The sequence below is a fragment of the Streptomyces sp. VRA16 Mangrove soil genome (genome assembly GCF_017377775.1).
In the GTDB taxonomy this organism is placed as follows: Bacteria; Actinomycetota; Actinomycetes; order Streptomycetales; family Streptomycetaceae; genus Streptomyces.
The window spans coordinates 125,018-148,378 of the sequence record NZ_JAFVLN010000015.1; the positions used below are offsets into that span (position 1 = coordinate 125,018).

Genomic DNA, 23,361 nt, shown 5'->3' on the forward strand with positions numbered 1-23,361 from the left:
CCCGGATCGATGAAATTCGTTGTTTGCGTCTCCGCTGCGCACGGATTTCGTAGGTCGAGGGCAGTGGGGGGTGTCGAAAACGTCGGTATGGGGATTAGTGTGGGTGTCTCAAGCCTTGGACAGCCACACCCACAGCTACTTCAGGAGGCCCGGCAGTGAGCACCAGTGAACTGCGTCGTCTGCGGAACTACATCGACGGTGAGTTCCGGGACGCCGCCGACGGACGGACCACCGAGGTGGTCAACCCGGCCACGGGCGACGCGTACGCGACCGCGCCGCTGTCCGGGCAGGCCGACGTGGACGCCGCCATGGCCGCCGCCGACGCCGCGTTCCCGGCCTGGCGGGACCTGACGCCCGCCGAGCGCCAGAAGTACCTGCTCAAGATCGCGGACGCGTTCGAGGAGCGGGCCGAGGAGCTCATCGCGGCCGAGGTGGAGAACACGGGCAAGCCGATCGGGCTCACCCGCTCCGAAGAGATCCCGCCGATGGTCGACCAGATCCGGTTCTTCGCGGGCGCCGCGCGCATGCTGGAGGGCCGCTCCGCCGGTGAGTACATGGAGGGCCTGACCTCCATCATCCGCCGCGAGCCGATCGGCGTCTGCGCGCAGGTCGCGCCGTGGAACTACCCGATGATGATGGGCGTGTGGAAGTTCGCCCCGGCGCTCGCCGCGGGCAACACCGTCGTCCTGAAGCCGTCGGACACGACCCCGGCGTCGACCGTCCTGATGGCCGAGATCATCGGCTCCATCGTCCCCAAGGGCGTCTTCAACGTGGTCTGCGGCGACCGGGACACCGGCCGCGCCATGGTCGAGCACCCGACCCCGGCGATGGCGTCCATCACGGGCTCCGTGCGCGCCGGCATGCAGGTCGCCGAGTCCGCCTCCAAGGACCTCAAGCGCGTCCACCTGGAGCTGGGCGGCAAGGCTCCGGTCGTCGTCTTCGAGGACACCGACATCGCCAAGGCCGTCGAGGACATCTCGGTCGCGGGCTTCTTCAACGCCGGCCAGGACTGCACCGCCGCCACCCGCGTCCTCGTCCAGGAGTCCATCCACGACGAGTTCGTCGCCGCGCTCGCCAAGGCCGCCGCCGACACCAAGACCGGCATGCCCGACGACGAGGACGTGCTGTACGGCCCGCTCAACAACCCGAACCAGCTCAAGCAGGTCTCCGGGTTCATCGAGCGCCTCCCGGCCCACGCCAAGGTCGAGGCCGGCGGCCACCGCGTCGGCGAGAAGGGCTTCTTCTACGCCCCGACCGTCGTCTCCGGCCTCAAGCAGGACGACGAGATCATCCAGAACGAGGTCTTCGGCCCGGTCATCACCGTCCAGTCCTTCACGGACGAGGCGCAGGCCGTCTCGTACGCGAACGGCGTCGACTACGCCCTCGCCTCCTCGGTGTGGACCAAGGACCACGCGCGCGCGATGCGCATGTCCAAGGTCCTCGACTTCGGCTGCGTGTGGATCAACACCCACATCCCGCTCGTCGCCGAGATGCCGCACGGCGGCTTCAAGAAGTCCGGCTACGGCAAGGACCTGTCGGCGTACGGCTTCGACGACTACACGCGCATCAAGCACGTGATGACGTCGCTGGACGCGTGAGCCTCACCTACGCAGAGGTCGGTGCGACCCTGACGGCCGGTCGACTGCCGTCGGGGTACGCCCACGTGGACCGCCGCGTCCGCCTCGGCTCGGGCACCTCGTGCTTCGAGCGGGCGGGCGCGGCGGTCCTCTCGTGGGGCGCGCAGCGCGGCGCCGGGCTGACCGTGTCGCCGCCCGGTCCCGTCGAGGAGGGCGCGGACGTTGTGCTGCGGGCGCTCGGCGTACGGATCCCCTGCCGGGTGATCCGGGTGGTCGAGGCCGCGGACCGGACGGGGTTCGTGTACGGGACGCTGGCCGGGCACCCCGAGTGCGGCGAGGAGGCGTTCCTCGTCGAGCGGGACGCGGACGGCTCCGTGTGGTTCCGGGTACGGGCGTTCTCGCGGCCCGCGTGGTGGGTCGCCCGGCTGGGCGGGCCGGTGTCGCGGGCCGTGCAGTTGTGGGTGACCCGCAGGTATCTGCGGGCGGTCGTACGGGCGTCCGCGACCCCGGCTTGATGGCCAAATTGCCGTGCGCCGGGTCCGTGGTCCTGCCTACAGTGGGCTCGCGGGGGCGGCTCCGCGGCGTGCTTCCTTCTCAGTCTCTTTTGCAAAAAGATCCGTAGTGCGCCCACTTCCCGCCCCCGCTTCGCCATGACCGCACGGGGGTGAGCATGGAGCGGGAGCTCGCCGCGCTGATGGTGCGACGGCGGCAGCTGGTGCACGTGGACGCCGGGGCGGGACCAAGTGCCCCCGTCGAGGCGGGCGTCGCCGTGCTCGAAGCCGAACTCGGCTCCCTGGGGCACCTGTTGAGCGGTCCGCTGCGCCGCGCCCTGGTCGCTCTCGACGTGGACGGGCTGGCCCGTGCCGGGACCGCGCTGCTCGCCGACGTCGCCGCCCTGACCGGCGCCGACCGGCACCACGCCCCGCTGTTCAAGGGCTTCCCCGGCGACGTCCCGTACCAGCGGGCGCACGCCTTCTTCACCACGACCGTCCTGGCCGCGCTCGCCGCGCAGCCCCACCAGCCGTGCATGGAGTGCGGGCGCACCGGCGGCGAGGTGCTGCCCGTCGCGCCCTGCGCGCACCTGCTGTGCCGGGAGTGCGCGGGCGCCGACGCCTACGGCTGCTGCGTGGACTGCTGCACCTGGTACGCCTGCCCTGTCTGCGAGACCCGCTACGACACCGACGGGCGCCCCGGGCGGCGTTGGCTCGACGTGCCCGCCGCCGAGGGTGACCGGGACGTGCTGCGCACGCTCGGCCTGGGCACGGCCTTCGCCGACGACGCCGCCGCCGAACTGCGCGCGCTGCTCGGACGGCGCACGCCGCTCGGCCCGCAGGACCACGACGACCTGGTCCTGCTGCTCAACTCCCTGGCCCCGCAGGTACTTTCGGCGCTGCCCGCCGACATTCCCGTACGCGAGTCCAAGGCGCTCGTGCTCGCGCTGCTGGCCGAGCACGACCCTGACGCGCTCGGCCGGTACGTGGACCGTGCGACCGATGTGCTGCGGCTGCTCGTGGTGCGCTCCGGCGGGGATCCCGACCTGCTCGCGCCGGTGCGGCTGCGGAGCGTGCCCCGGGCGCTGCGGCGTCGACTCCTCGCGGCGATCGACCGGTTGGACGTCGTGCGCGTCGCCGAGGAGATGGAGCGCCGCCCCGGGGCGTTCAAGCGCCTCGGCGAGCTGCTGCACCCCTTCGAGCACGCCCGCCGGTATCCGCGGGCCGCGCTCGCCTTCGCGATCCTGCGGGGCACACGGATCACCGACGAGGACGAGGAGGGCCTCGGCCGGACGCTCCTGCACGCGGCCCTTGGGCAGGGCGACGCCGTCCGGCTCGCCGGGGACGACCGGCCGCGCGCGGTGACCTGGGCGCACCGGGTGGAGAGCGCCCTGGCGTACTGGGACATCGAGCGGGCCTGCGAGCTGCTCACCGCCCGCCCCGGTGAACTGCTGCGCCGCCTCGACGTGTTGCTGTCGCGCTCGGTGGTCGAGGGCACGCCCGACCTGGTCGCCGTCGCCCTCGCCGAGGCGCTGCCGGACGCCGGCGCGGGACCGCTGCTCGGCGCCTGGGGGAAGCTCGCCGTGCGCACCGTGCCCGGGCACCGCCGGGTGTTCTTCCCGCGCGGGCGCGTCACCACGGCGTACGCGGTCGACGACCACCGGCCGCCGCTGCCGCGCCGCGGCGCCGAACAGGCCGCCGAGCTCATCGAGGCCGAGGCCGTACGGCGGATCGGCGCGACCGGTGCCGAGCGGTACGACATCGCCGTACTGGACGCACGCCTCGCCGACCTCCCGGTGCCCTACGCCGAGCGGGCGTCCGCCGCCTCGCTGGTCGCCGTGCCGCGCGGCGGCGCGCTGCGGGTGCCCGCGCCGCAGGACGGGCGGGTGCTGCGGCTCTTCCTGCACTGGATGCAGAACAAGGGGCAGCGGGTCGACCTCGACCTGTCCGTCGCGTTCTACGACGACCAGTGGCGGTTCGTCGGGCTGTGCGACTACACCCGCCTGGAGTGGGGCGGCGAGGCCGCGCTGCACTCCGGTGATCTGACCTCCGCGCCGCCGCCGCACGGCGCCACCGAGTACGTCGACCTGGACCTCGGGCGGCTGCGCGAGGGCGGCGTGCGGTTCGCGGTGCCCGTCGTGTTCTCGTACAACGACGTGCCGTTCGACCGACTCCCGGACGCCTTCGCCGGGTTCATGGGGGTCCAGCGGGGAGCGCGTGCCGCGTTCGACGCGCGGGCCGTGCGGCAGCGCTTCGATCTCGCCGGGGACGCCAAGGCGATGATGCCGATGATCGTCGATCTGCGGACGCTGCGCGCCTGGTGGGCCGATGTGACGCTGGCGACCGGGGACGGCACCCGGCACACCGTGTGGGGGCACCGGGAGCGGGTGCGCCGGGCCGCGCGCGATCTGCTCGACGCCTTTCGGGCCGGGGGCCGGGCGACGCTCTGGGATCTGGCGTGCTGGGTCGCGGCCGCGCGCACCGACGGAGACGTCCTCGTACGGGAATCGGGGCGGGCCCATCGGGTGTACCGCCGGGGCCCGGGGGAGCCTCGTGCCGAGTTCGCGTTGCGGATGCGGGAGGGGTGGGAGGCGGACGGGGTGTCCGCGGGGGTGGAGGTGGTGGGGCGGCGGGTTTTTGCCGCGCTGGAGTATGCGGAGTGTGTGGAGCTGGCGGAGGCCGGGGCCGGGGCTGGGGGCGGGTCCGTTTCCGGCACGCTGTACCGGTTGTTCCCGGGGGCGGTCGACGGTGTCGGGCTTGAGCGGGTGACGGCCGGGGATCTGGTGGCGTGGCTGGAGCCGGGGGTGGGGTGACGGTGCCGGGTGGCCGGGTGGCCGGGGCGCCGGGTGGCTGCTCGGGGCTGTGGCTCGGGGCCCGGGTCGTGGGCGGGCGCCTGCCTGAGCGCCTGCCCGGCGCTGGGGTGCCGCCTTGCCCACCCTGCCGCCCTTGGCGGCAGATTGCCCAAGGCGGCCGGGCGGGGCGGCAGATTGCCCAAGGCGGGTGGGGGTGGGCGGCGGATTGCCCAAGGCGGTCGTGGTGGGCGGTGGTTTGGCCGAGGTGGGCGGGGTGGGCGGTGGTTTGGCCGAGGCAGTCATGGTGGGCGGCGGATTGCCCAAGGCGGGTGGGGTGGGCGGTGGTTTGGCCGAGGTGGTGGCGGTGCGTGCGTGTTACTCCAGGTGGGTCAGGTCCTCCGCGGTCAGTTCCAGGCTCGCGGCGCGCGCCCAGTCCGCCACCTGCTCCGGGCCGCGCGCGCCGGCGATCGCCCCGGTCACCCCGCGCTGGGCGAGCGCCCAGGCGATGGCGGTGGCGCCCACGGACGCTCCGTGGCGCTCGGCCACCGTGCGAAGCCGCTCCACCACCGCCAGATTCCGGTCCAGGTCCCGGGTGAAGTCCGGGTGGGTGCGGCGCCAATCGCCGGGGGCGAGTGAGTCCACCCGCTCCTTGGAGAACGTGCCGGACAGCAGCCCTGAATGCAGCGGCTGATACACGATCACGCCGGTGCCGTGGTCCGCCGCCCAGTCGATCTCGGGCCGCGCGGCACGGTTGAGCAGCGACAGCGGCGGCTGGATCGCGTCGACCGGGGCCACCGCGGCGGCCGCCGCGAGCTGCGCCGGGTCGTGGTTCGACAGGCCGATGGCGCGGATCTTTCCTTCCCTGCGCAGGTCGGCCATGGTCTGCCAGTACTCCTCAAGGGGCTTGGCCCGGACGGCCGTTCCCGCCTCCTTGCCGTCACCGTCCCAGTCGAGTGGCGCACCGGTGTCGGGCCAGTGCACCTGGTACAGGTCGATCGCCTCGACACCGAGCCGGCGCAGCGAGTCCTCCAGTTCGCGGCGCACGCTGTCGGGCCGCATGATCCGGCGCGGGGCGGCGGACGGGTTCGCCGGGTCCCACACCAGGCCGACCTTGGTGAAGACGAACGGACGCTCCGCCTGGGGGAGTTGGGCGATGGCCTTGCCGATGACCTCCTCCGAGTGCCCGAGCCCGTACACGGCCGCCGTGTCGATCCAGTTGACGCCCTGCGCCACGGCGGCGTGCACGGTCGCGATGGAGCGGGCGTCGTCCTGACCGCCCCACGAGAAGCGCCAGCCTTCCCCGCCGAACGCCCAGCTGCCCAGGCCGATGGCGGACAACTCCATCCCGGTGCTGCCGAGTTCGCGGTGCGGGAGCGAGGGGGTGCTGCTGAAAGTCATCGTCGTACGTCCTTCATCGGAAAGGGGTGGTGGTGCTGACGGAGATGACTTTGCGCCCCGCACCACACCCCCTGACAGGCACAGCTGAAAGGGGGGAAAGACGTGCCCACCCACGCAGGGCGCGTTGTGGGGATACTCGGACCATGGACTCAGCCGTCGAACGCCGCTCCGAGCTGCGCCAGTTCCTGCGCTCGCGCAGGGCCCGTCTGCAACCCGCCGATGTGGGTCTCGTCTCCTACGGGCCGCGCCGGGTGCCGGGCCTGCGCCGCGAGGAGCTGGCGCAGCTCGCAGGCGTCAGCGTCGAGTACTACGTACGCCTGGAACAGGGCCGCAACCCGCACGTCTCGGACGGCGTCCTCGACGCCGTCGGCCGCGCCCTGCGCCTGGACGCCGCCGAACAGGACCATCTGCGCAGCCTCGCCCGCCCCGACCGGGCCCGGCCCACCGCCGCCGCCCGCGAGGTGCCGCGCCCCGGGCCCGTGCGCCCCGCCTTGCAGCGGCTCCTCGACGGGCAGCCGGGGCCCGCCTATGTGACCGGGCCGCGCACCGATGTCGTCGCCTGGAACGCGCAGGCCGCCGCGGTCTTCGGCGACTTCGGTGAACTCCCGCCCCAGCAGCGGAACTTCGCGTACCTGACCTTCCTCGACGAGACGTACCGGGCGCTGTTCGCCGACAGCTGGCAGGCGAAGGCCGAGTCGACCGTGGCATTTCTTCGGGTCGGCGTGGGCCGTCACCCCGACGACGCGGACCTGGCCTCCCTTCTCGGTCTGCTCACCATGAAGAGTCCGGAGTTCGCCGCGCTCTGGGCCCGCCAGGACGTCCGCGACAAGAGCGCGGGACGGTATCTGCTGCGGCACGCGGTGGTCGGCCCCCTCGACCTCGACTTCGAGATCCTGCACCTGCCCGAGGCCGGGCAGGTCCTGGTCAGCTATGTGCCCGTACCCGACACAGAGGCCGGACAGAACCTGGCGCTGCTGGCCAGCTGGACGGGCTGACGCCGGGAGACCGGGATCGACAGGGTGTCGGCTGCGGCCCGCCCCGCTCGACGCAGCGTCCATTGCCGCGGCCCGTGCCCCGGCGACATCCTGCGCTGGTGCGAGCGAACATCCCCACCCCCCAAGTCACCCGTCGATCCCTGCTGCGCGCCCTCGGCGGCGGTGCCACGGCCGCGGCGGTCGGCGCGCTGGCCACCGGCTGCGGGGTGCCCGCCGCGTACGTGGAGCCCGGTGACCGCGGCGCGCAGGATCTGTCCTCCTCCGACCACCGGCTCACCTGGGCGAACTGGCCGCTCTACATCGACGTGGACGACGACGACCCGTCCAAGCGGCCGACGCTCGACGCGTTCGAGAAGCAGACCGGCATCCAGGTCAAGTACACCGAAGAGATCAACGACAACGACGAGTTCTTCGGCAAGATCAGCCCGTCGCTGATGAACCACCAGAGCACCGGCCGCGACCTCGTCGTCATCTCGGACTGGATGTGCTCGCGGTTCGTGCGGCTCGGCTGGGTCCAGGAGATGGACCGCGCCACGCAGCCGCACGTCACCAAGTACCTCGACCCGCTGCTGCGCTCTCCGCACTTCGACCCGGGCCGCAAGTACACCGTGCCGTGGCAGTCCGGGATCACCGGCATCGCGTACAACAAGCGGCGGCTCGGCCGCGAGATCAGGCACGTGTCGGACCTGTGGGCCGACGACCTGAAGGGCCGGGTCACCCTCCTGTCCGGCCTCGACGAGTCCTTCGCCCTCCTGATGCAGGGCAACGGCGTCGACATCACCCGGTGGACCGCCGCCGACTTCGACCAGATCTGCGACCAGGTCGACAAGCTCGTCCGCAGCCAGCACATCCGCCGCTTCACCGGCAACGACTACATCAAGGACCTCTCCAGCGGCGACGTCCTCGCCTGCCAGGCCTACAGCGGCGACATCATCCAGCTCCAGGCCGACGACCCGGACATCGAGTTCGTCGTCCCGGAGGAGGGCGCGGAGCTGTGGGCCGAGTCGCTGATGATCCCCAACCTCGCCGACCACAAGGCCCACGCCGAGCAGCTGATCGACTACTACTACCGGCCCGAGGTCGCCGCCGAGCTGGCCGCGTGGGTCAACTACGTCTGCCCGGTCCCCGCGGCCCAGGAGATCCTCGCCTCCTCCAAGGACAAGGAGACCGCCGCGCTCGCCGAGGACCCGCTGATCTTCCCGGACGACAAGATGCGCTCGCGACTCGCGATCGCCCGGGACATCACGTCGTCGGAACGGACGGAGTTCGCGAAGCGCTGGAACGCGATCGCGGGGCTGTAGGGCCTGCCGTCAGTGCTGGAAGGCCAGGATCGCAGAACTCGGCCGCCATGTCGGCGACCTCGTGCTGGACGGCCTGGAGCGCCGGCAGCGGCTGTCCGCCCGCGACCTTGCGGGTCCGGGTGCGTTCCAGCGGCAGGGCGAGCGGGCGGCGGGTGGAGGCGGTGAACCGGGGCTTGTCCCTCTCCTGTTCGCCGCTGCCCGCCATGCGCGCGACGACGATCGTGAAGTCGGCGAACGGTCCCGCGGGGGAGAACACCTTGTGCCCGGTCGGCCGGAAGCCGTCGCCGTCGGGCAGGGCGACCGTCCGCATGGAGCGCACGTCGGAGCCCGCGTCGGTCTCGGTCGGGGTGAAGCAGCAGGCCCGCCCGCCGCGGATCAGCGGCAGCAGGTGCTTCTCCCACTGCGCCTCGCCGGGACGGCCTTCGGTGACGCCCGCGTGCAGGACCTGCCGCGCATGGGTACACAGGTCAGCTGTGCCGGCCGCCCCCCACGACAAGTCCATCGAGGCGCAGGGCCACTTCGCGGCGTCGCACCCAAGTCCTGCGCCGGGTCACCGGATCGACCACGGCGGACTTCTCGGCGAACTGCTCCGGAGCGGTTCGGCGGGATCCCTGGGCAGCGGCTTCGTCTCCCTCTCGTGCCGGCGTTCCACAGGCTGGGCGTCCACCTCGCCCGGGGCGCGGTCGGCTGAGCGGGCCGGATGCCCGGACGTCCCCGCTCAGGCCAGTTCGGGCTGCGGCTTGGCCGGGGGCGTCTGCCGGGGCGCCGGCGCCTCCGGCTCCGGGTCCCACGAGCGGGTCGTGCGGACGTACAGGAGGACCACCGAGCCCATCGCGAGCAGGAGCAGCGGACCGAACAGCCACGGCAGGTCCGCGAGATGCCGCGGCAGATAGCGGTACGCGGTCAGGAGCGCGGCGAAGACGACCGCGCCGTACCCGATCAGGACCGTCGCCGGGCGGTCCCAGCCGCGGGCGAACGCGCGCATCGCCGTCTCGACGGTGAGGGCGAAGACGACACCGGCGACGAGGTCCACGCCGTAGTGGTACCCGAAGCCCAGCGTCGCGGTGAGCGTCGCCACCAGCCAGAAGGTGCCCGCCCAGCGCATCCACCGCGCCCCCTTGCGGGAGTGCACGAACAGCGTGACGGCCCAGGCCGTGTGCAGGCTCGGCATGCAGTTGCGCGGGGTGATCTCGTCGAACGGGATCGGGTGCGCCGTGCCGATCAGCGGCAGCGTGTCCGGCCACACGTTGGCCGCCGCCCACGCGCCGCCCTCGGTGCCGTACGCGTAGACCGGGCCGACCACCGGGAAGATCATGTAGATCGCCGGGCCGAGCAGTCCTATGACCAGGAACGTACGGACCAGGTGGTGGGCGGGGAAGCGCCGTTCCACGCCCACGTTGCGCAGCTGGTAGAGGCCGACGAGGGCCGCCGCGAGCGGGAGTTGGCCGTAGACCACGTGCAGCAGGTTGTCGCCGACGGGGCTCGACGCCTCGACGATCCGGCCGACCACCCACGAGGGGTTGCCGAGGGCGTGGTCGGCGAGGGCGACGTACGGGTCGAGTACCAGAGGGTGCGACTTCGCCGTGATGAGCAGCCAGGTGTCACCGGTGCGGTGGCCGAGGACCAGCAGCAGACCGAGGGCGACGCCCTTGAGCAGCAGGGCGCGCTCGGCGCCCGTGCGGCGGGTGACGGCGACGACCGCGCAGCCCAGGGTCACCCACAGCGCGCCGTTGCCGAAGCTCAGCCCGCCGCCCGCGATCAGGCGCCCGAGGAAGAAGACGACGTCGATGCCGATCGCGGCCGCCGCCGCGATCGCCCGCTCCCGCCAGGTGAGGACCACCATCGTCAGCGCCAGGCCCGCGTACAGCAGCGGCCCCGAGTCGGGGGCGAGGACCAGATCGCTCGCCACGGCGGTGATCGGTCCGGGCTCGCCGTAACCGCGCGCCGCGAACTCCAGGGCGATCAGGAAACCGAGGGTCGCGACGCCGGCCGCGGTCCACAGCATCGTGCGAGGCTGGCGCGGGGCTATTCGAGGTGGTGTGGTCTTCAACTGTCCGGCTCTTGAGTGGGTTCAGTGCACGCGGGTGCGGGGGACGCTCGATGCCATGAGTTTCTGGTGAACAAAGGGTGGCGAGGGTGGTCCTGACAAGCTCGAACATGCTAACGGCAGGCACGCTCGGCAGATAGGGGGCCCTCAGATGACGAACAGCGGCACACCAGGAAGAGGACAGCGGCGACCCGGCGGTTCCACGGCGTACGAGACCGATGGCGGCGTCGGCCCCGCCGTCACCCTGGGCCTGTTCCTCGCCTGGGCGCTGCAGGACACCGAGGAGGTGCTCGCCGGGCCGCGCTGGCTGCGCGCGCACCTGCCCGAGCTGCGGGAGCGCTGGCCCCAGGTGCCCGAGCGGGTGTGGCGGGCCGTCGAAGGCGTCGACGAGCGGGAGTTCACGGTGGCCGTCGGGGTGATGGCCGCGATCGTGGGGACCGCCGCGGTCGCGGGGCGGGTCAGCGGTGGCCGCTCGGCGACGTACCAGACCGTCCTCAACGGGTTCGGGTTGCACGGTCTGCTGCACGTGGGACAGGCGCTCGCCGTCCGCGGCTACACGCCCGGAGTCGCCACGTCGCCCGCGCTCGTCGTGCCGTTCACGCTGTGGGCCCGGCGGCGGCTGAAGCGGGCCGGGGTGCTGCGGCCCGCCGGGGGCCGGGACGCCGTCGCCGGGATCGCGGGGGCGGTCGCGGCGACGGCGGTGGCGCACGTGGTCGCCCGGCGAGTCATCCGTCGCTGACGGCGGCCCCGACGATGCGCGCGGCGACCGGGTTCATCTCCTCGCCCTTGGCGTCGGTCGCGTTGACCGAGTAGACGAGGGTGCGGGACAGATCGCGGGTGGCGGCGAGCGCGGCGCTGTAGCCGTAGCGAGCGCCCGACTTGCCCCAGAACGTACGGTCGCCGAGGTCGATCCGCTGCAGGCCCGCGCTCATCGTCGCGCCGTCGATCCCGGCCGGGACCGTGAACATCTCCCGCAGCTGCGGCGCGGGCACGAGCCGGCCGCGGAAGAGGGAGAAGAGCAGCCGCTCCAGGTCGGCGGTCGTGGAGATCATGTCGCCGGCCGCGAACCGGTCGGTCTGCACCCACCGCGTCACGTCCACGAACGCGCCGTCCACCAGCTGGTACCCGTGGTTGTGCGGCCCGCGGACGTCGGGGTCGCTGCCGGGGAAGTACGTGGCGCGCATCCCGGCCGGACGCAGCACGAGCCGCGTCGCCACGTCCGCGAACGGCTCGCCCGTGACCCGCTCGGCCAGAAGACCGAGGAGCGTGTAGTTGATGTTGAGGTAGTCCTGCTGCTCGCCCGGGGCGAACGCGGGCCCCTTGGCGAGCGCCGACGCCACGACACGGCTGACGGGGAGGACGTCGAAGCGGTGCGCGTACTGGTCGGCGAACGCGTCGCCCCAGCCGTCGCCCGACCGGATGCCGCTGGTGTGGTTGAGCAAGTGCCGTACGGAGATCGGGCGGTGGAACGCCGTGCTGCGGAAGAGCCGGGGAAGGTAGTGCTGGACGGGGGCGTCCAGGTCGATGCGGCGGGCCGCGGCGAGCCGCAGCACCGTCGCCGCCGTGACCACCTTCGTCGTCGAGCCCGCCCGGAACCGGGCGCCGGGCAGGGCCGCGCGGCCGGACGCCAGATCGTGCACACCGCCCGCGCCGTGCCAGGTGCCGTCCGTGCCGCCGACTCTGACCAGGGCGGCGGTCGCGTCGTCGTCCGGCAGCCCGGCGAGGGCCGCGCGCAGCGCGGCGGTGTCGAGGCCGCCGGTGGTGCGTGGCGCGGCGGCCACCGCAGTGCCCGAGAGGACCGGGGCGGCGGCGAGGGCGGTGGACAGGGCGAGGAAGGCGCGTCGCTTCAACTCGGGCTCCAGGGAAGGGGGTCGGCTCGGCCGGATGCAGTTGATCCTTCCGTCCGGCGCCGCGTCCGCCATCCTGTCCGGGGACGAGGCCCACCCGGGTTCGCGCCCCGGGGGAGCCCCTAAGGGGCGCTGTCGCCGCCGTCGCCGTTGCCGCCGCGCAGGGCGACCAGGGCATCGATGCGGTTGGTGGTGATCGAGTCGACGCCGATGTCGAGCAGCTTGCGCATCGACGCCTTCGTGTCCGGGGTCCACACCGAGACCAGGTGGCCGTCGCGGTGGACGCGGGCCGCGAGGTCCCGGTTCACCAGCGAGAAGCGGTAGTTGAGCCAGCGCGGCCGGACCGCGGCGAGCAGCGCGGGGCGCGGCGGGGCCAGCGTCGTCCAGGTCAGGGCGATCTCGGCGGCCGGGTCCGCGGCGCGGACCATGAGCATCGCCTCGGCGCCCGCGCAGTAGTAGACGCGGTCCGCGGCGCCCGCGTCCCGGATCGCGCCGACCACCGTGCGGACCGCCCGCGGTGTCGCGCCCGGCAGATCGACCATGACCCGGGCGTCGGCGAGCGCGTCGAGCGCCTCGGCGAGCGTGGGCACTGCGCCCGAGGTCACCTCGCGCACCTCCGCCGCGGGCAGCGCGGACAGCGGACGGTCGTGCCGCCACAGCCGCTTGAGCGTCGAGTCGTGCAGGAGGACCGGTACGCCGTCACGGGTCAGGCGTACGTCGATCTCCACCGCGTCCGCGCCCCGTTCCAGCGCGGAGCGCAGGGACGGGAGGGTGTTCTCGCGGACGCGGTAGGGGTCGCCTCGATGGGCCACGGCAGTCACGGTGCGCATGGCCCCATTGTGGTGGGAGCCGTCAGACCGCCGGGCCCGACAGCCAGTTCCGCGTGTACGTGTCGATCTCGTCGGCGATCCGGTCCTGGCCCGCCGCGTCCAGGAACGAGGCCCGCACCGCGTTCTTGGCGAGCTCGGCGACGCCCCGCTCGTCGAGGTCGAGGAGGCGGGCGGCGACCGCGTACTCGTGGTTGAGGTCGGTGGCGAACATCGGCGGGTCGTCCGAGTTGATGGTGACGGTCACGCCCGCGTCCACGAACTGCTTCAGCGGGTGCTCGTCGAGGGTGCGCACGGCCCGCGTCGCGATGTTCGACGTCGGGCAGACCTCCAGCGGGATGCCGTGCTCGGCCAGGTGCGCGAGGAGCTTCGGGTCCCGCGCGGACGACGTGCCGTGACCGATGCGCTCGGCGCGCAGCTCGGTCAGCGCGTCCCAGACCGTCTCCGGGCCCGTCGTCTCACCGGCGTGCGGCACCGACCGCAGGCCGGCCGCGATGGCGCGGTCGAAGTACGGCTTGAACTGCGGGCGCGGGACGCCGATCTCGGGCCCGCCGAGCCCGAACGAGACCAGGCCCTCCGGGCGCAGCGCGTCGTCCGTCGCGAGCCGCGTCGTCACCTCGGCCGACTCCAGGCCCGCCTCGCCGGGGATGTCGAAGCACCAGCGCAGCACGGTGCCGAACTCCGCCTCGGCCGCCTTGCGGGCGTCCTCGATCGCCTCCATGAAGCCGCGCTCGTCGATGCCGACGGACGGCTTCACCGAGGAGTACGGGGTGAGGGTCAGCTCCGCGTACCGCACGTTCTGCCGGGCCATGTCGCGGGCCACCTCGAACGTGAGCAGCCGGACGTCCTCCGGCGTGCGGATCAGGTCGACGACGGCCAGGTAGACCTGGATGAAGTGCGCGAAGTCCTTGAAGGTGAAGAACTCCGTGAGCTTCTCGATGTCGGCCGGGACCTTCGAGTCGGGGTGCCGTGCGGCCAGCTCCGCCACGATCCTGGGTGAGGCCGACCCCACGTGGTGGACGTGGAGTTCTGCCTTCGGCAGTCCGGCGATGAAGGTCTCAAGGCTCTGGCTCACGGATTCCTCCCCAGGAACTTGGGCGATCGGCTGATCAGGGTCCCGGTCATCGTATGTGCGGCTTAGCATCGGCTGATGACCGAGTACGACCCGTACGCGTCGTACGGCTACACCAACCCGTACGCGCCGCCCGGCGAGCCCGTGCCGCCGCCGCCCGTCGGGCCCGAGGGCCCCGGTGTCCTCCCGTACCCGGCGTACGCCTGGGCCGGACACGCGCCGGGCGCCCCCGGCAACGGCTTCGGCGTCGCGTCCCTGGTGCTCGGCATCCTCACCGCCGTCGGCTTCCTGCTCTGGCCTCCGGCGATCGTGACCGGTGTGCTCGCCGTCGTCCTCGGCGTCCTGGGCCGCCGCCGCGCCAACCGCTCCGAGGCGACCAACGGGGGCCAGGCCCTCGCCGGTTTCATCTGCGGCCTGGGCGGGCTGATCCTCGCGGTGCTGATGGGTGTGGTGTTCGTGGCGGCGTAGGGCGCGGCGTCGGTGGGGCGGGGCGCGCAGTTCCCCGCACCTCTGAGATGCGCACCTGCGGAGCGGCATCTCATCGGGGAAGGCGCGGCGGGGCCGCCTGCCTTCAGGGGCGCGGAGCCGCATGTCCTCAGGCGCGGCGCGGCCACACGTCTTCAGGGGCGCGGACCGCCTGCCTTCAGGGGCGCGGAGCCGCATGTCCTCAGGCGCGGCGCGGCCGCACGTCTTCAGGGGCGCGGACCGCCTGCCCTCAGGGGCGAGGGCCCGCATCGATAGGCGGCTCCGCCGCGGGGCGTGACCAGCCACACGCGACCCGCGGCGCCCGCACCCGCCTACGCATCAGCAACTCCGCAGACGGTCCCGCGCCTCCATCAGGGCAAAACCCAGCAAATTGGGCCCCCGCCACCGATCCGGGTCCAGCGCCCCCGGAGCATCCGCCGCGAGGCCGGTCCCCCACACCCGGTCCAGCGGGCTGGCCTCCACCAGCACTCGCTCCCCGGTCCTGAGGAGAAACTCCCGCAGCGCCGGGTCCGACGCGAACTTGTGCACGCTGCCCTCGACGACGATGCCGAACCGCTCGCGCGCCCATGCCGAGTCGTCGAAGCCGCGCACCAGGCGCCCCGCCTTCTTGGCCTCGGCCGGGTGCCCGGCGGCCAGCGCAAGCCGCTCGGCCTCCGCGTCACCGAAGAGGCGGGCCTTCGCCGCCATCATCCAGTGCTCCGCCGTCGCGTACCGGACCCCGTCCACCACGAACGGTGACGGCCACCACTGACTCAGGCAGCTCGCCCCCAACTCCCCGTCGGCCCGCGGGGTGTGCCCCCAGAACGGGAGATACTTCACGCGTGCCCCCGCCGCCAGGGCCGCGACCAGCGATTCTCTGCTCGTGATCCTGCTGTCGATCTCCATGCACGCGAGTCTGGCACGCACCACTGACACTCCGTCCTGGGTTTTCCAGGCTGACTCGACACCTGGTCGACAGATTCCGTCGCGTAACCAAAAGGCAACAACGGAATCACTTGTTGGAGTACAGGTGCTCTGTCAGGATCGGCACTCAAATCGAGCTGGAGCCACGCCGACGCCCCGCGGGACGGGATCTCGGCGGAGGAGAGCGAGAGCGAGCACTCATGCACAACCCCACCTCGGCCAACCCCCTCTCGGCCACGTCCGTCACAGCCTCCGTACAGGAACGGTTCGCCGACGGCGCGAACTTCATCGCGGGCCGCCTGACGAAGGGCACATCGGGCCGCACCCACGCGGTCGTCGACCCGGCGACCGGCGCGGACGTCTACACGTACGAGCTGGCGGGCACCGCCGACGTGGACGCCGCCGTCGCCGCCGCCCGCGCCGCCTTCCCCGGCTGGGCGGGCCGCACCCCGGGCGAGCGCTCCGACGCGATGCACAAGTTCGCCGGCGTGCTCGACGCGTGGGCCGAGGACTTCGCGCGCCTGGAGTCCCTGCAGTGCGGCAAGCCGATCAAGCTGAGCCGCGAGTTCGACGTGCCCGGCACCGTCGACAACACCGCCTTCTTCGCGGGCGCCGCCCGCCACCTCCAGGGGCAGTCCGCGGGCGAGTACAGCGGCGACCACACCTCGTACGTACGCCGTGAACCGATCGGCGTCGTCGGCTCCATCGCACCCTGGAACTACCCGCTCCAGATGGCCGCCTGGAAGGTCCTGCCGGCGATCGCCGCGGGCAACACCATCGTGCTCAAGCCCGCCGAGCTCACCCCGCTCACCTCGCTGCTGTTCGCGCAGGCCGCGACCGAGGCCGGCCTCCCCGACGGTGTCGTCAACGTCGTCACGGGCGCGGGCCGGGACGCCGGCGAGCACCTCGTGGGGCACCCGGACGTCGCCATGACCTCCTTCACCGGCTCCACCGGCGTCGGCAAGCGCGTCGCCGAGATCGCCACCGCCACCGTCAAGCGGCTCCACCTGGAGCTCGGCGGCAAGGCACCCTTCGTCGTCTTCGACGACGCCGACCTGGACGCCGCCGTGCACGGCGCGGTCGCCGGAGCGCTCATCAACACCGGGCAGGACTGCACCGCCGCCACGCGCGCGTACGTGCAGCGTCCCCTCTACGACGCGTTCGTCGAGAAGACGGCCGCGCTCATGGAGACCGTCCGGCTCGGCGACCCGTTCGCCGACGACACCGACCTCGGCCCGCTCATCTCGCACGCCCAGCGCGACCGCGTCGCCGGTTTCGTCGACCGGGCGCGCGGCTACGCGCGCGTGGTGACCGGCGGCGAGGCCCTGGACCACCCGGGCGCCTACTACAGGCCGACCCTGATCGCCGACGCCGCGCAGGACAGCGAGATCGTGCAGTCGGAGATCTTCGGCCCGGTGCTCGTCGTGCTCCCCTTCGACAGCGACGACGAGGGCATCGAGCTGGCCAACGACACCCCGTACGGGCTCGCCGCCTCCGCCTGGTCCACCAACGTCTTCCGCGCCAACCGTGCCACCCGCGAGATCAAGGCCGGCTGCGTCTGGGTCAACGACCACATCCCGATCCTCAGCGAGATGCCGCACGGCGGCTACAAGGCGTCCGGCTTCGGCAAGGACATGTCTGCCTACTCCTTCGAGGAGTACACGCAGATCAAGCACGTCATGTTCGACAACACCGCGGTGGTCCGCAAGGACTGGCACCGCACGATCTTCGGGGACCGATAACCACCGGGCCGCCTGACCCGCGGCCTCCTCCACCTCCCGTAAGGGACTCCCGAAAGGGCAACCACGCGCATGGAGCAGTACGAGCCCGACCGCCTGACGCCGCTCAGCAAGGCCCAGCTGGCCGCGATGCGGCGCAGTTTCCGCAGCGGCAGGGCCGCAGCATCAATGTCTCGCCGGTCGCTGCTGCGCGCCTCGGCGGGCGGTGCGCTCGCCGTTGGCGGGCTCTCCACGCTGTCCGCCTGCGGCATCCCCGCGGCGAGCAAGTCCCAGGGCGGCATCTCGTCCGAGGACCACTCGGCCAAGGAGAAGACGATCAACTTCTCCAACTGGACCGAGTACATCGACATGAGCGACGACGAGAAGCACCGCCCATCCCTGGAGGCGTTCACCAAACGCACCGGGATCCAGGTCAAGTACACGGAGGACATCAACGACAACGTCGAGTTCTTCGGCAAGATCAAGCCGCAGCTCGCCGCGGGCCAGGACACCGGGCGCGACATCATCGTGCTCACCGACTGGCTCGCCGCCCGCCTGATTCGCTACGGCTGGGTGCAGAAGCTCGACGCCGCCAACCTGCCGCACGCGTACACCAACCTGGCCACCCAGTTCCGCAACCCCGACTGGGACCCGGGCCGCGCCTACTCCTACCCCTGGCAGGGCATCGCCACGGTCATCGCGTACAACACCGAGGCCACCGGCGGCAAGGAGGTCACCTCCGTCTCGCAGCTGCTCGACGACCCCAAGCTCAAGGGCAAGGTCGGCCTGCTCTCCGAGATGCGCGACACCGTCGGCATGACCCTGCTCGACATGGGCAAGGACCCGCGCGACTTCAAGGCGGACGACTTCGACGCGGCCATCGCGCGCGTGCAGAAGGCCGTCGACAGGAAGCAGGTCCGCCGCTTCACCGGCAACGACTACATATCCGACCTCAGCAAGGGCGACCTCGCGGCCTGCCTCGCCTGGGCCGGTGACGTCGTCCAGCTCCAGGCGGACAACCCGCACGTCAAGTTCGCGATCCCGGACGCCGGTTACCTCTCGTCGACCGACAACATGCTGATCCCGAACAAGGCACGTCACAAGACGAACGCCGAGAAGCTCATGGACTACTACTACGAGCCGGCGGTCGGCGCCGAGCTCGCGGCCTGGATCAACTACGTCACCCCGTTGGAGAGCTCGGTCATCAAGCCGGAGCTTGCCAAGATCGACAAGGACGTCGCGAACGACCCGCTGATCGTCCCCGACAAGGCCCAGGCGGCCAAGGCGCACGGCTTCCGGTCCCTGACCGCCAAGGAAGAGACGTCGTTCGAGGAGAAGTTCGCCCAGCTCACCGGCGGCTGACCCGGACCTTCTCGCCACGCACCCCTTCCTCCGGCTTCCTCCTGACTCCCTGGACTCACGATGACGACTTCCGACACGACCGACAACAGCGGCGACGTCCGTCTCACCGGCATCAGCAAGACGTACGACAACGGCTTCACGGCCGTCCAGCCGCTCGACCTCACCGTCCCGCAGGGCTCCTTCTTCGCCCTGCTCGGCGCCTCCGGCTGCGGCAAGACCACCACGCTCCGCATGATCGCGGGCCTGGAGGAGCCGACCACCGGCACCGTGATGCTCGGCGACCAGGACGTCACGAACCTGCCGCCGTACAAGCGCCCGGTGAACACCGTCTTCCAGTCGTACGCGCTCTTCCCGCACCTGGACATCTTCGAGAACGTCGCCTTCGGCCTGCGCCGGCGCGGCATCAAGTCGGTGAAGAAGCAGGTCGAGGAGATGCTCGACCTCGTCCAGCTCGGCGAGCACGCGCGCAAGAAGCCGCACCAGCTCTCCGGTGGCCAGCAGCAGCGGGTCGCCGTCGCCCGCGCGCTCATCAACCACCCCAAGGTGCTGCTGCTCGACGAGCCGCTCGGCGCCCTCGACCTCAAGCTGCGCCGCCAGATGCAGCTGGAGCTCAAGCGCATCCAGACCGAGGTCGGCATCACCTTCGTCCACGTCACGCACGACCAGGAGGAGGCCATGACCATGGCCGACACCGTCGCCGTGATGAACGCGGGCCGCGTCGAACAGCTCGGCGCCCCCACCGACCTGTACGAGAACCCGGGCTCGACGTTCGTCGCCAACTTCCTCGGCACCTCGAACTTCGTCCAGGCCGAGATCTCGGGCACCGCCGGCGACGACATCGCCCTGCGTCTGCCGTCCTCCGACGGCAAGCTGCTGCTGCCCGCCGCCCGCTGTTCCGCCCCCACCACCACCGGCGGCAAGGTCCTGCTCGGCGTCCGCCCCGAGAAGGTCTCGCTCACCCACGCCGACGACGCGGCCGAGATAGCCGACGGCCGCAACCGCGTCACCGGCCGCATCAAGGAGTCCAGCTTCATCGGCGTCTCCACGCAGTACGTGGTCGACAGCCCGGTCGGCGACGCCTTCGAGGTCTATGTGCAGAACGTCGAGCGCGACAGCCGCCTGGCCCCCGGCGCCGAGGTCGTCCTGCACTGGAACCCGGCGCACACCTTCGGCCTCGACGCGGCGCAGGATGCCGACGCGGGCGTGGAGAAGGTCGCGGAGGACGTAAAGGGCGCGGTCGCATGAGCACGACACTCACCGAAGCGCCCGCACCCGCGCCCGCGGCCCAGAAGCCGCCGCGCAAGGTGCGCAGGCGCGGCCGCCTCGTCCCGTACTGGCTGCTGCTGCCCGGCATCCTCTGGCTGGTCGTCTTCTTCGCCCTGCCGATGATCTACCAGGCCTCGACCTCCGTACAGCAGGGGTCCCTGGAGAACGGGTACACCGTCACCTGGCACTTCGCCACGTACTGGGACGCGCTGTCCGAGTACTGGCCGCAGTTCCTGCGGTCGGTCCTCTACGCCGGCCTGGCGACGATCCTGTGCCTGCTGCTCGGCTATCCGCTGGCGTATCTCATCGCCTTCCGCGCGGGCCGCTGGCGCAACTTCATCATGATCCTGGTGATCGCCCCGTTCTTCACCAGCTTCCTGATCCGCACGCTCGCCTGGAAGACGATCCTCGCGGACAACGGCGTCGTGGTCAGCACACTGAACTCGCTGCACGTCCTCGACGTCACCAGCTGGCTCGGCATGACCGACGGCGACCGGGTGCTCGCCACCCCGCTCGCGGTGGTCTGCGGTCTGACGTACAACTTCCTGCCGTTCATGATCCTGCCGCTCTACACCTCCCTGGAGCGGATCGACGGCCGGCTGCACGAGGCGGCGGGCGACCTGTACGCGTCCCCGGCCACCACCTTCCGCAAGGTGACGTTCCCGCTCTCGATGCCCGGCGTGGTCTCGGGCACCCTGCTCACCTTCATCCCCGCGGCCGGTGACTACGTCAACGCGGACCTGCTCGGCTCCACCGACACCCGCATGGTCGGCAACGTCATCCAGACGCAGTTCCTGCGCATCCTCGACTACCCGACGGCGGCCGCGCTCTCCTTCATCCTCATGGCGGCCATTCTCGTCATGGTCACCGTCTACATTCGCCGTTCCGGAACGGAGGACCTGGTCTGATGGCCTTCGTACGCTGGATACGCCGCAATCTGGTGGTGATGGCGGGCCTGCTCACGCTCGCCTATCTCCTCCTGCCGAACGTCATCGTGACGGCCTTCTCCTTCAACAAGCCGAAGGGCCGCTTCAATTACGAGTGGCAGGACTTCTCGCTCGACGCCTGGAAGAACCCGTGCGGGGTCGCCGACATGTGCGGCTCGCTCGGCCTGAGCCTGCAGATCGCCCTGTGGGCGACGATCGGGGCCACGGTCCTCGGCACGATGATCGCGTTCGCCCTCGTCCGCTACCGGTTCCGGGCGCGCGGCGCGGTGAACTCGCTCATCTTCCTGCCCATGGCGATGCCGGAGGTCGTGATGGCGGCCTCGCTGCTCACGCTCTTCCTCAACATGGGCGCCCAGCTGGGCTTCTGGACGATCCTCATCGCCCACATCATGTTCTGCCTCAGCTTCGTCGTCACGGCGGTGAAGGCGCGTGTGATGTCGATGGACCCGCGCCTGGAGCAGGCTGCGCAGGACCTCTACGCCGGCCCGGTGCAGACGTTCCTGCGCGTCACCCTGCCGATCGCGGCCCCCGGTATCGCGGCGGGCGCGCTGCTCGCCTTCGCGCTCTCCTTCGACGATTTCATCATCACCAATTTCAACGCGGGCTCGACCGTCACCTTCCCCATGTTCGTGTGGGGTTCGGCGCAGCGCGGTACGCCCGTTCAGATCAATGTCATCGGCACGGCGATGTTCCTGGTCGCCGTGGTGTGCGTGCTGGTCGGAATGATGGCCGGCAAGCGCAAGAACAAGGCTGCCTGAATCACAGGCACCTGCTGAATTCCTGAGGGAGTTGGAATCATGGCCGCACGCGCCATGAATCGCTGGACCCGTTCACTGGCCGACGCTCGGCCCCTCGCGTACTGGCTCGACGACCCCGGACGCCCCGAGGCCAGCCCCGCCCTGACCGGCGACGAGCGCTGCGACCTGCTGGTCGTGGGCGGCGGGTACAGCGGCCTGTGGACGGCCCTGCTCGCCAAGGAGCGGGACCCCGGCCGGGACGTCGTCCTCGTCGAGGGCAAGGAGATCGGCTGGGCCGCCTCCGGGCGCAACGGCGGGTTCTGCGCCGCCTCCCTCACGCACGGCACGGCCAACGGGCTCGCCCGCTGGCCGAAGGAGATCAAGAAGCTGGAGGAGTTGGGCGCCGCCAACCTCGACGCGATCGAGGCGGCGGTCGCCCGCTACTCCATCGACTGCGACTTCGAGCGCACCGGCGAGCTGGACGTGGCCACGCAGCCGCATCAGGTCACCGAACTGCGCGAGTTCTACGAGGAGTTGGGCGAGGCCGGGCTCGCGGACGGCCTGGAACTCCTGGACGCGGACCAGACCCGCGAGCAGGTCGCGTCGCCGACCTTCCTCGGCGCCCTGTACGACCGCCACGGCGTCGCCATGCTGCACCCGGCGAAGCTCGCCTGGGGCCTCAAGCGGGCCTGCCTCGACCTCGGCGTACGCATCTACGAGCACACCCCGGCGACGGAGCTGGTCTCCCACGCCGGCGGGGTCGCGGTCCGCACCCCCTACGGCCGCGTCTTCGCCGACCACGCCGCGCTCGGCACCAACGTCTTCCCGTCCCTGGTCAAGCGCGTCCGCTCATACACCGTCCCGGTCTACGACTACGCGCTGATGACGGAACCGCTGTCGGCGGACCAGCTGTCGTCGATCGGTTGGAAGAACCGTCAGGGCCTCGGCGACTGCGCCAACCAGTTCCACTACTTCCGGCTGTCCGCCGACCACCGCATCCTGTGGGGCGGCTACGACGCGATCTATCCGTACGGGGGCCGGGTCCGCGCCGAGTACGACCACCGCCCCGAGACGTACGCGCGACTCGCCGCCCACTTCTTCACCTGCTTCCCGCAGCTGGAGGGCCTCAACTTCACGCACGCGTGGGGCGGCGCGATCGACACCTGCTCGCGCTTCTCGGCGTTCTTCGGCACGGCGCACAAGGGCCGGGTGGCGTACGCGGCCGGGTACACGGGTCTGGGCGTCGGGGCGACCCGGTTCGGCGCGGACGTCATGCTCGATCTGCTCTCGGGCGAGCGCACGGAGCGTACAGACCTGGAGATGGTCCGCTCCAAGCCCCTTCCGTTCCCGCCCGAGCCGTTCGCGTCGGTCGGCATCGGCCTGACGAAGTGGTCCCTGGCCCGCGCCGACGACAACGGCGGCCGCCGCAACCTGTGGCTCCGCGCCATGGACACCGCGGGCCTGGGCTTCGACAGCTGACAGCCCCGGCGGGCTACCGCGCCCTCGCCTCCGGCTGCCGCACCGCCTGGCGCTTTCCCGCCCCGGTCGGTTGCCGCGCCGCCTGGGGCTTTCCCGCCCCGGTCGGTTGCCGCGCC

At 71.7% G+C, this 23,361-nt stretch carries 20 protein-coding genes; 13 read left to right on the plus strand and 7 right to left on the minus strand.

Annotated elements, in window-relative coordinates:
* Nucleotides 1–155: 155 nt before the first annotated feature.
* The 3 genes from J3486_RS32595 to J3486_RS32605 all read left to right on the plus strand — a co-directional run bounded on the left by J3486_RS32595 (nt 156) and on the right by J3486_RS32605 (nt 4,881).
* Nucleotides 156–1,598, plus strand: coding sequence for a gamma-aminobutyraldehyde dehydrogenase (locus J3486_RS32595; protein ID WP_207826909.1), 1,443 nt, complete (start codon nt 156–158; stop codon nt 1,596–1,598).
* Nucleotides 1,595–2,092 carry a DUF1990 family protein gene (locus J3486_RS32600; protein WP_207826911.1) on the plus strand — a complete coding sequence of 166 codons (498 nt, stop codon included), beginning with the start codon at nt 1,595–1,597 and terminating at the stop codon, nt 2,090–2,092. The genes J3486_RS32595 and J3486_RS32600 overlap by 4 nt, the downstream gene beginning before the upstream one ends.
* 155 nt (nt 2,093–2,247) lie before the next feature.
* A complete protein-coding gene (locus J3486_RS32605; RefSeq protein ID WP_207826913.1) occupies nt 2,248–4,881 on the plus strand; it encodes an MXAN_6230/SCO0854 family RING domain-containing protein in 2,634 nt (877 codons plus the stop codon).
* A 354-nt stretch (nt 4,882–5,235) separates the two neighbouring features.
* On the opposite strand, the gene J3486_RS32610 is transcribed toward J3486_RS32605, so the two are convergent.
* A complete protein-coding gene (locus J3486_RS32610) occupies nt 5,236–6,258 on the minus strand; it encodes an aldo/keto reductase (protein WP_207826915.1) in 1,023 nt (340 codons plus the stop codon).
* A gap of 143 nt (nt 6,259–6,401) precedes the next feature.
* On the opposite strand from J3486_RS32610, the gene J3486_RS32615 reads away from it, so the two are divergent.
* Nucleotides 6,402–7,253: a helix-turn-helix transcriptional regulator gene (locus J3486_RS32615; protein WP_207826917.1), complete on the plus strand. Its 852-nt coding sequence runs from the start codon at nt 6,402–6,404 to the stop codon at nt 7,251–7,253.
* A gap of 95 nt (nt 7,254–7,348) precedes the next feature.
* Nucleotides 7,349–8,554, plus strand: coding sequence for a spermidine/putrescine ABC transporter substrate-binding protein (locus J3486_RS32620; RefSeq protein WP_207827137.1), 1,206 nt, complete (start codon nt 7,349–7,351; stop codon nt 8,552–8,554).
* Here the strand turns inward: J3486_RS32620 and J3486_RS32625 are convergent.
* Entirely contained in the window at nt 8,496–9,056 is a 561-nt protein-coding gene (locus tag J3486_RS32625; protein WP_207826919.1) for an acyl-CoA dehydrogenase family protein, read from the minus strand. The genes J3486_RS32620 and J3486_RS32625 overlap by 59 nt on opposite strands.
* Nucleotides 9,057–9,272: 216 nt before the next feature.
* A complete protein-coding gene (locus J3486_RS32630; RefSeq protein WP_207826921.1) occupies nt 9,273–10,559 on the minus strand; it encodes a phosphatase PAP2 family protein in 1,287 nt (428 codons plus the stop codon).
* A gap of 193 nt (nt 10,560–10,752) precedes the next feature.
* Between J3486_RS32630 and J3486_RS32635 the strand changes: the two genes are divergently transcribed.
* Nucleotides 10,753–11,340, plus strand: coding sequence for an HXXEE domain-containing protein (locus J3486_RS32635; RefSeq protein ID WP_207826922.1), 588 nt, complete (start codon nt 10,753–10,755; stop codon nt 11,338–11,340).
* Here J3486_RS32635 and J3486_RS32640 read toward each other — a convergent pair.
* The 3 genes from J3486_RS32640 to J3486_RS32650 all read right to left on the minus strand — a co-directional run bounded on the left by J3486_RS32640 (nt 11,327) and on the right by J3486_RS32650 (nt 14,350).
* Complete coding sequence (locus tag J3486_RS32640) at nt 11,327–12,451, minus strand: serine hydrolase (protein WP_229378959.1); 1,125 nt, start codon at nt 12,449–12,451, stop codon at nt 11,327–11,329. The two genes, J3486_RS32635 and J3486_RS32640, sit on opposite strands and share 14 nt — an antisense overlap.
* Nucleotides 12,452–12,570: 119 nt before the next feature.
* Nucleotides 12,571–13,278, minus strand: coding sequence for a glycerophosphodiester phosphodiesterase (locus tag J3486_RS32645; protein WP_207826926.1), 708 nt, complete (start codon nt 13,276–13,278; stop codon nt 12,571–12,573).
* A gap of 22 nt (nt 13,279–13,300) precedes the next feature.
* Entirely contained in the window at nt 13,301–14,350 is a 1,050-nt protein-coding gene (locus tag J3486_RS32650) for an adenosine deaminase (RefSeq protein WP_307805030.1), read from the minus strand.
* Nucleotides 14,351–14,425: 75 nt separating this feature from the next.
* Between J3486_RS32650 and J3486_RS32655 the strand changes: the two genes are divergently transcribed.
* Entirely contained in the window at nt 14,426–14,815 is a 390-nt protein-coding gene (locus J3486_RS32655) for a DUF4190 domain-containing protein (protein ID WP_229378960.1), read from the plus strand.
* A gap of 336 nt (nt 14,816–15,151) precedes the next feature.
* Here the strand turns inward: J3486_RS32655 and J3486_RS32660 are convergent, their stop codons facing one another.
* Complete coding sequence (locus tag J3486_RS32660; protein WP_207826929.1) at nt 15,152–15,718, minus strand: NADAR family protein; 567 nt, start codon at nt 15,716–15,718, stop codon at nt 15,152–15,154.
* A 218-nt stretch (nt 15,719–15,936) separates the two neighbouring features.
* Between J3486_RS32660 and J3486_RS32665 the strand changes: the two genes are divergently transcribed.
* From J3486_RS32665 to J3486_RS32690, 6 genes are all read left to right on the plus strand, one after another.
* Nucleotides 15,937–17,478, plus strand: coding sequence for a gamma-aminobutyraldehyde dehydrogenase (locus J3486_RS32665; RefSeq protein ID WP_207826931.1), 1,542 nt, complete (start codon nt 15,937–15,939; stop codon nt 17,476–17,478).
* Nucleotides 17,479–17,547: 69 nt separating this feature from the next.
* Nucleotides 17,548–18,816: a spermidine/putrescine ABC transporter substrate-binding protein gene (locus J3486_RS32670; protein ID WP_207826933.1), complete on the plus strand. Its 1,269-nt coding sequence runs from the start codon at nt 17,548–17,550 to the stop codon at nt 18,814–18,816.
* Nucleotides 18,817–18,876: 60 nt separating this feature from the next.
* The gene (locus J3486_RS32675; RefSeq protein WP_207826935.1) at nt 18,877–20,061 is read left to right on the plus strand and encodes an ABC transporter ATP-binding protein; all 1,185 of its coding nucleotides are present in this window, start codon (nt 18,877–18,879) and stop codon (nt 20,059–20,061) included.
* Nucleotides 20,058–20,990: an ABC transporter permease gene (locus tag J3486_RS32680; RefSeq protein WP_207826937.1), complete on the plus strand. Its 933-nt coding sequence runs from the start codon at nt 20,058–20,060 to the stop codon at nt 20,988–20,990. Before J3486_RS32675 ends, J3486_RS32680 begins: the two co-directional genes overlap by 4 nt.
* Entirely contained in the window at nt 20,990–21,787 is a 798-nt protein-coding gene (locus tag J3486_RS32685) for an ABC transporter permease (protein WP_207826939.1), read from the plus strand. Before J3486_RS32680 ends, J3486_RS32685 begins: the two co-directional genes overlap by 1 nt.
* A gap of 39 nt (nt 21,788–21,826) precedes the next feature.
* Nucleotides 21,827–23,245 (plus strand): FAD-binding oxidoreductase, encoded by a 1,419-nt coding sequence (locus tag J3486_RS32690; RefSeq protein ID WP_207826941.1) that lies wholly within the window; start codon nt 21,827–21,829, stop codon nt 23,243–23,245.
* The last annotated feature ends 116 nt before the right edge of the window (nt 23,246–23,361 follow it).

Bases quoted from the DNA above. Each gene is read 5' to 3' on its own strand.
- J3486_RS32630 (WP_207826921.1), bottom strand. From the start codon at position 10,559: ATGCTGTGGACCGCGGCCGGCGTCGCGACCCTCGGTTTCCTGATCGCC.
- J3486_RS32635 (WP_207826922.1), top strand. From the start codon at position 10,753: ATGACGAACAGCGGCACACCAGGAAGAGGACAGCGGCGACCCGGCGGT.
- J3486_RS32675 (WP_207826935.1), top strand. From the start codon at position 18,877: ATGACGACTTCCGACACGACCGACAACAGCGGCGACGTCCGTCTCACC.
- J3486_RS32610 (WP_207826915.1), bottom strand. From the start codon at position 6,258: ATGACTTTCAGCAGCACCCCCTCGCTCCCGCACCGCGAACTCGGCAGC.
- J3486_RS32680 (WP_207826937.1), top strand. From the start codon at position 20,058: ATGAGCACGACACTCACCGAAGCGCCCGCACCCGCGCCCGCGGCCCAG.
- J3486_RS32670 (WP_207826933.1), top strand. From the start codon at position 17,548: ATGGAGCAGTACGAGCCCGACCGCCTGACGCCGCTCAGCAAGGCCCAG.
- J3486_RS32690 (WP_207826941.1), top strand. From the start codon at position 21,827: ATGGCCGCACGCGCCATGAATCGCTGGACCCGTTCACTGGCCGACGCT.
- J3486_RS32665 (WP_207826931.1), top strand. From the start codon at position 15,937: ATGCACAACCCCACCTCGGCCAACCCCCTCTCGGCCACGTCCGTCACA.
- J3486_RS32645 (WP_207826926.1), bottom strand. From the start codon at position 13,278: ATGCGCACCGTGACTGCCGTGGCCCATCGAGGCGACCCCTACCGCGTC.
- J3486_RS32625 (WP_207826919.1), bottom strand. From the start codon at position 9,056: ATGGACTTGTCGTGGGGGGCGGCCGGCACAGCTGACCTGTGTACCCAT.
- J3486_RS32605 (WP_207826913.1), top strand. From the start codon at position 2,248: ATGGAGCGGGAGCTCGCCGCGCTGATGGTGCGACGGCGGCAGCTGGTG.
- J3486_RS32615 (WP_207826917.1), top strand. From the start codon at position 6,402: ATGGACTCAGCCGTCGAACGCCGCTCCGAGCTGCGCCAGTTCCTGCGC.
- J3486_RS32660 (WP_207826929.1), bottom strand. From the start codon at position 15,718: ATGGAGATCGACAGCAGGATCACGAGCAGAGAATCGCTGGTCGCGGCC.
- J3486_RS32685 (WP_207826939.1), top strand. From the start codon at position 20,990: ATGGCCTTCGTACGCTGGATACGCCGCAATCTGGTGGTGATGGCGGGC.
- J3486_RS32655 (WP_229378960.1), top strand. From the start codon at position 14,426: ATGACCGAGTACGACCCGTACGCGTCGTACGGCTACACCAACCCGTAC.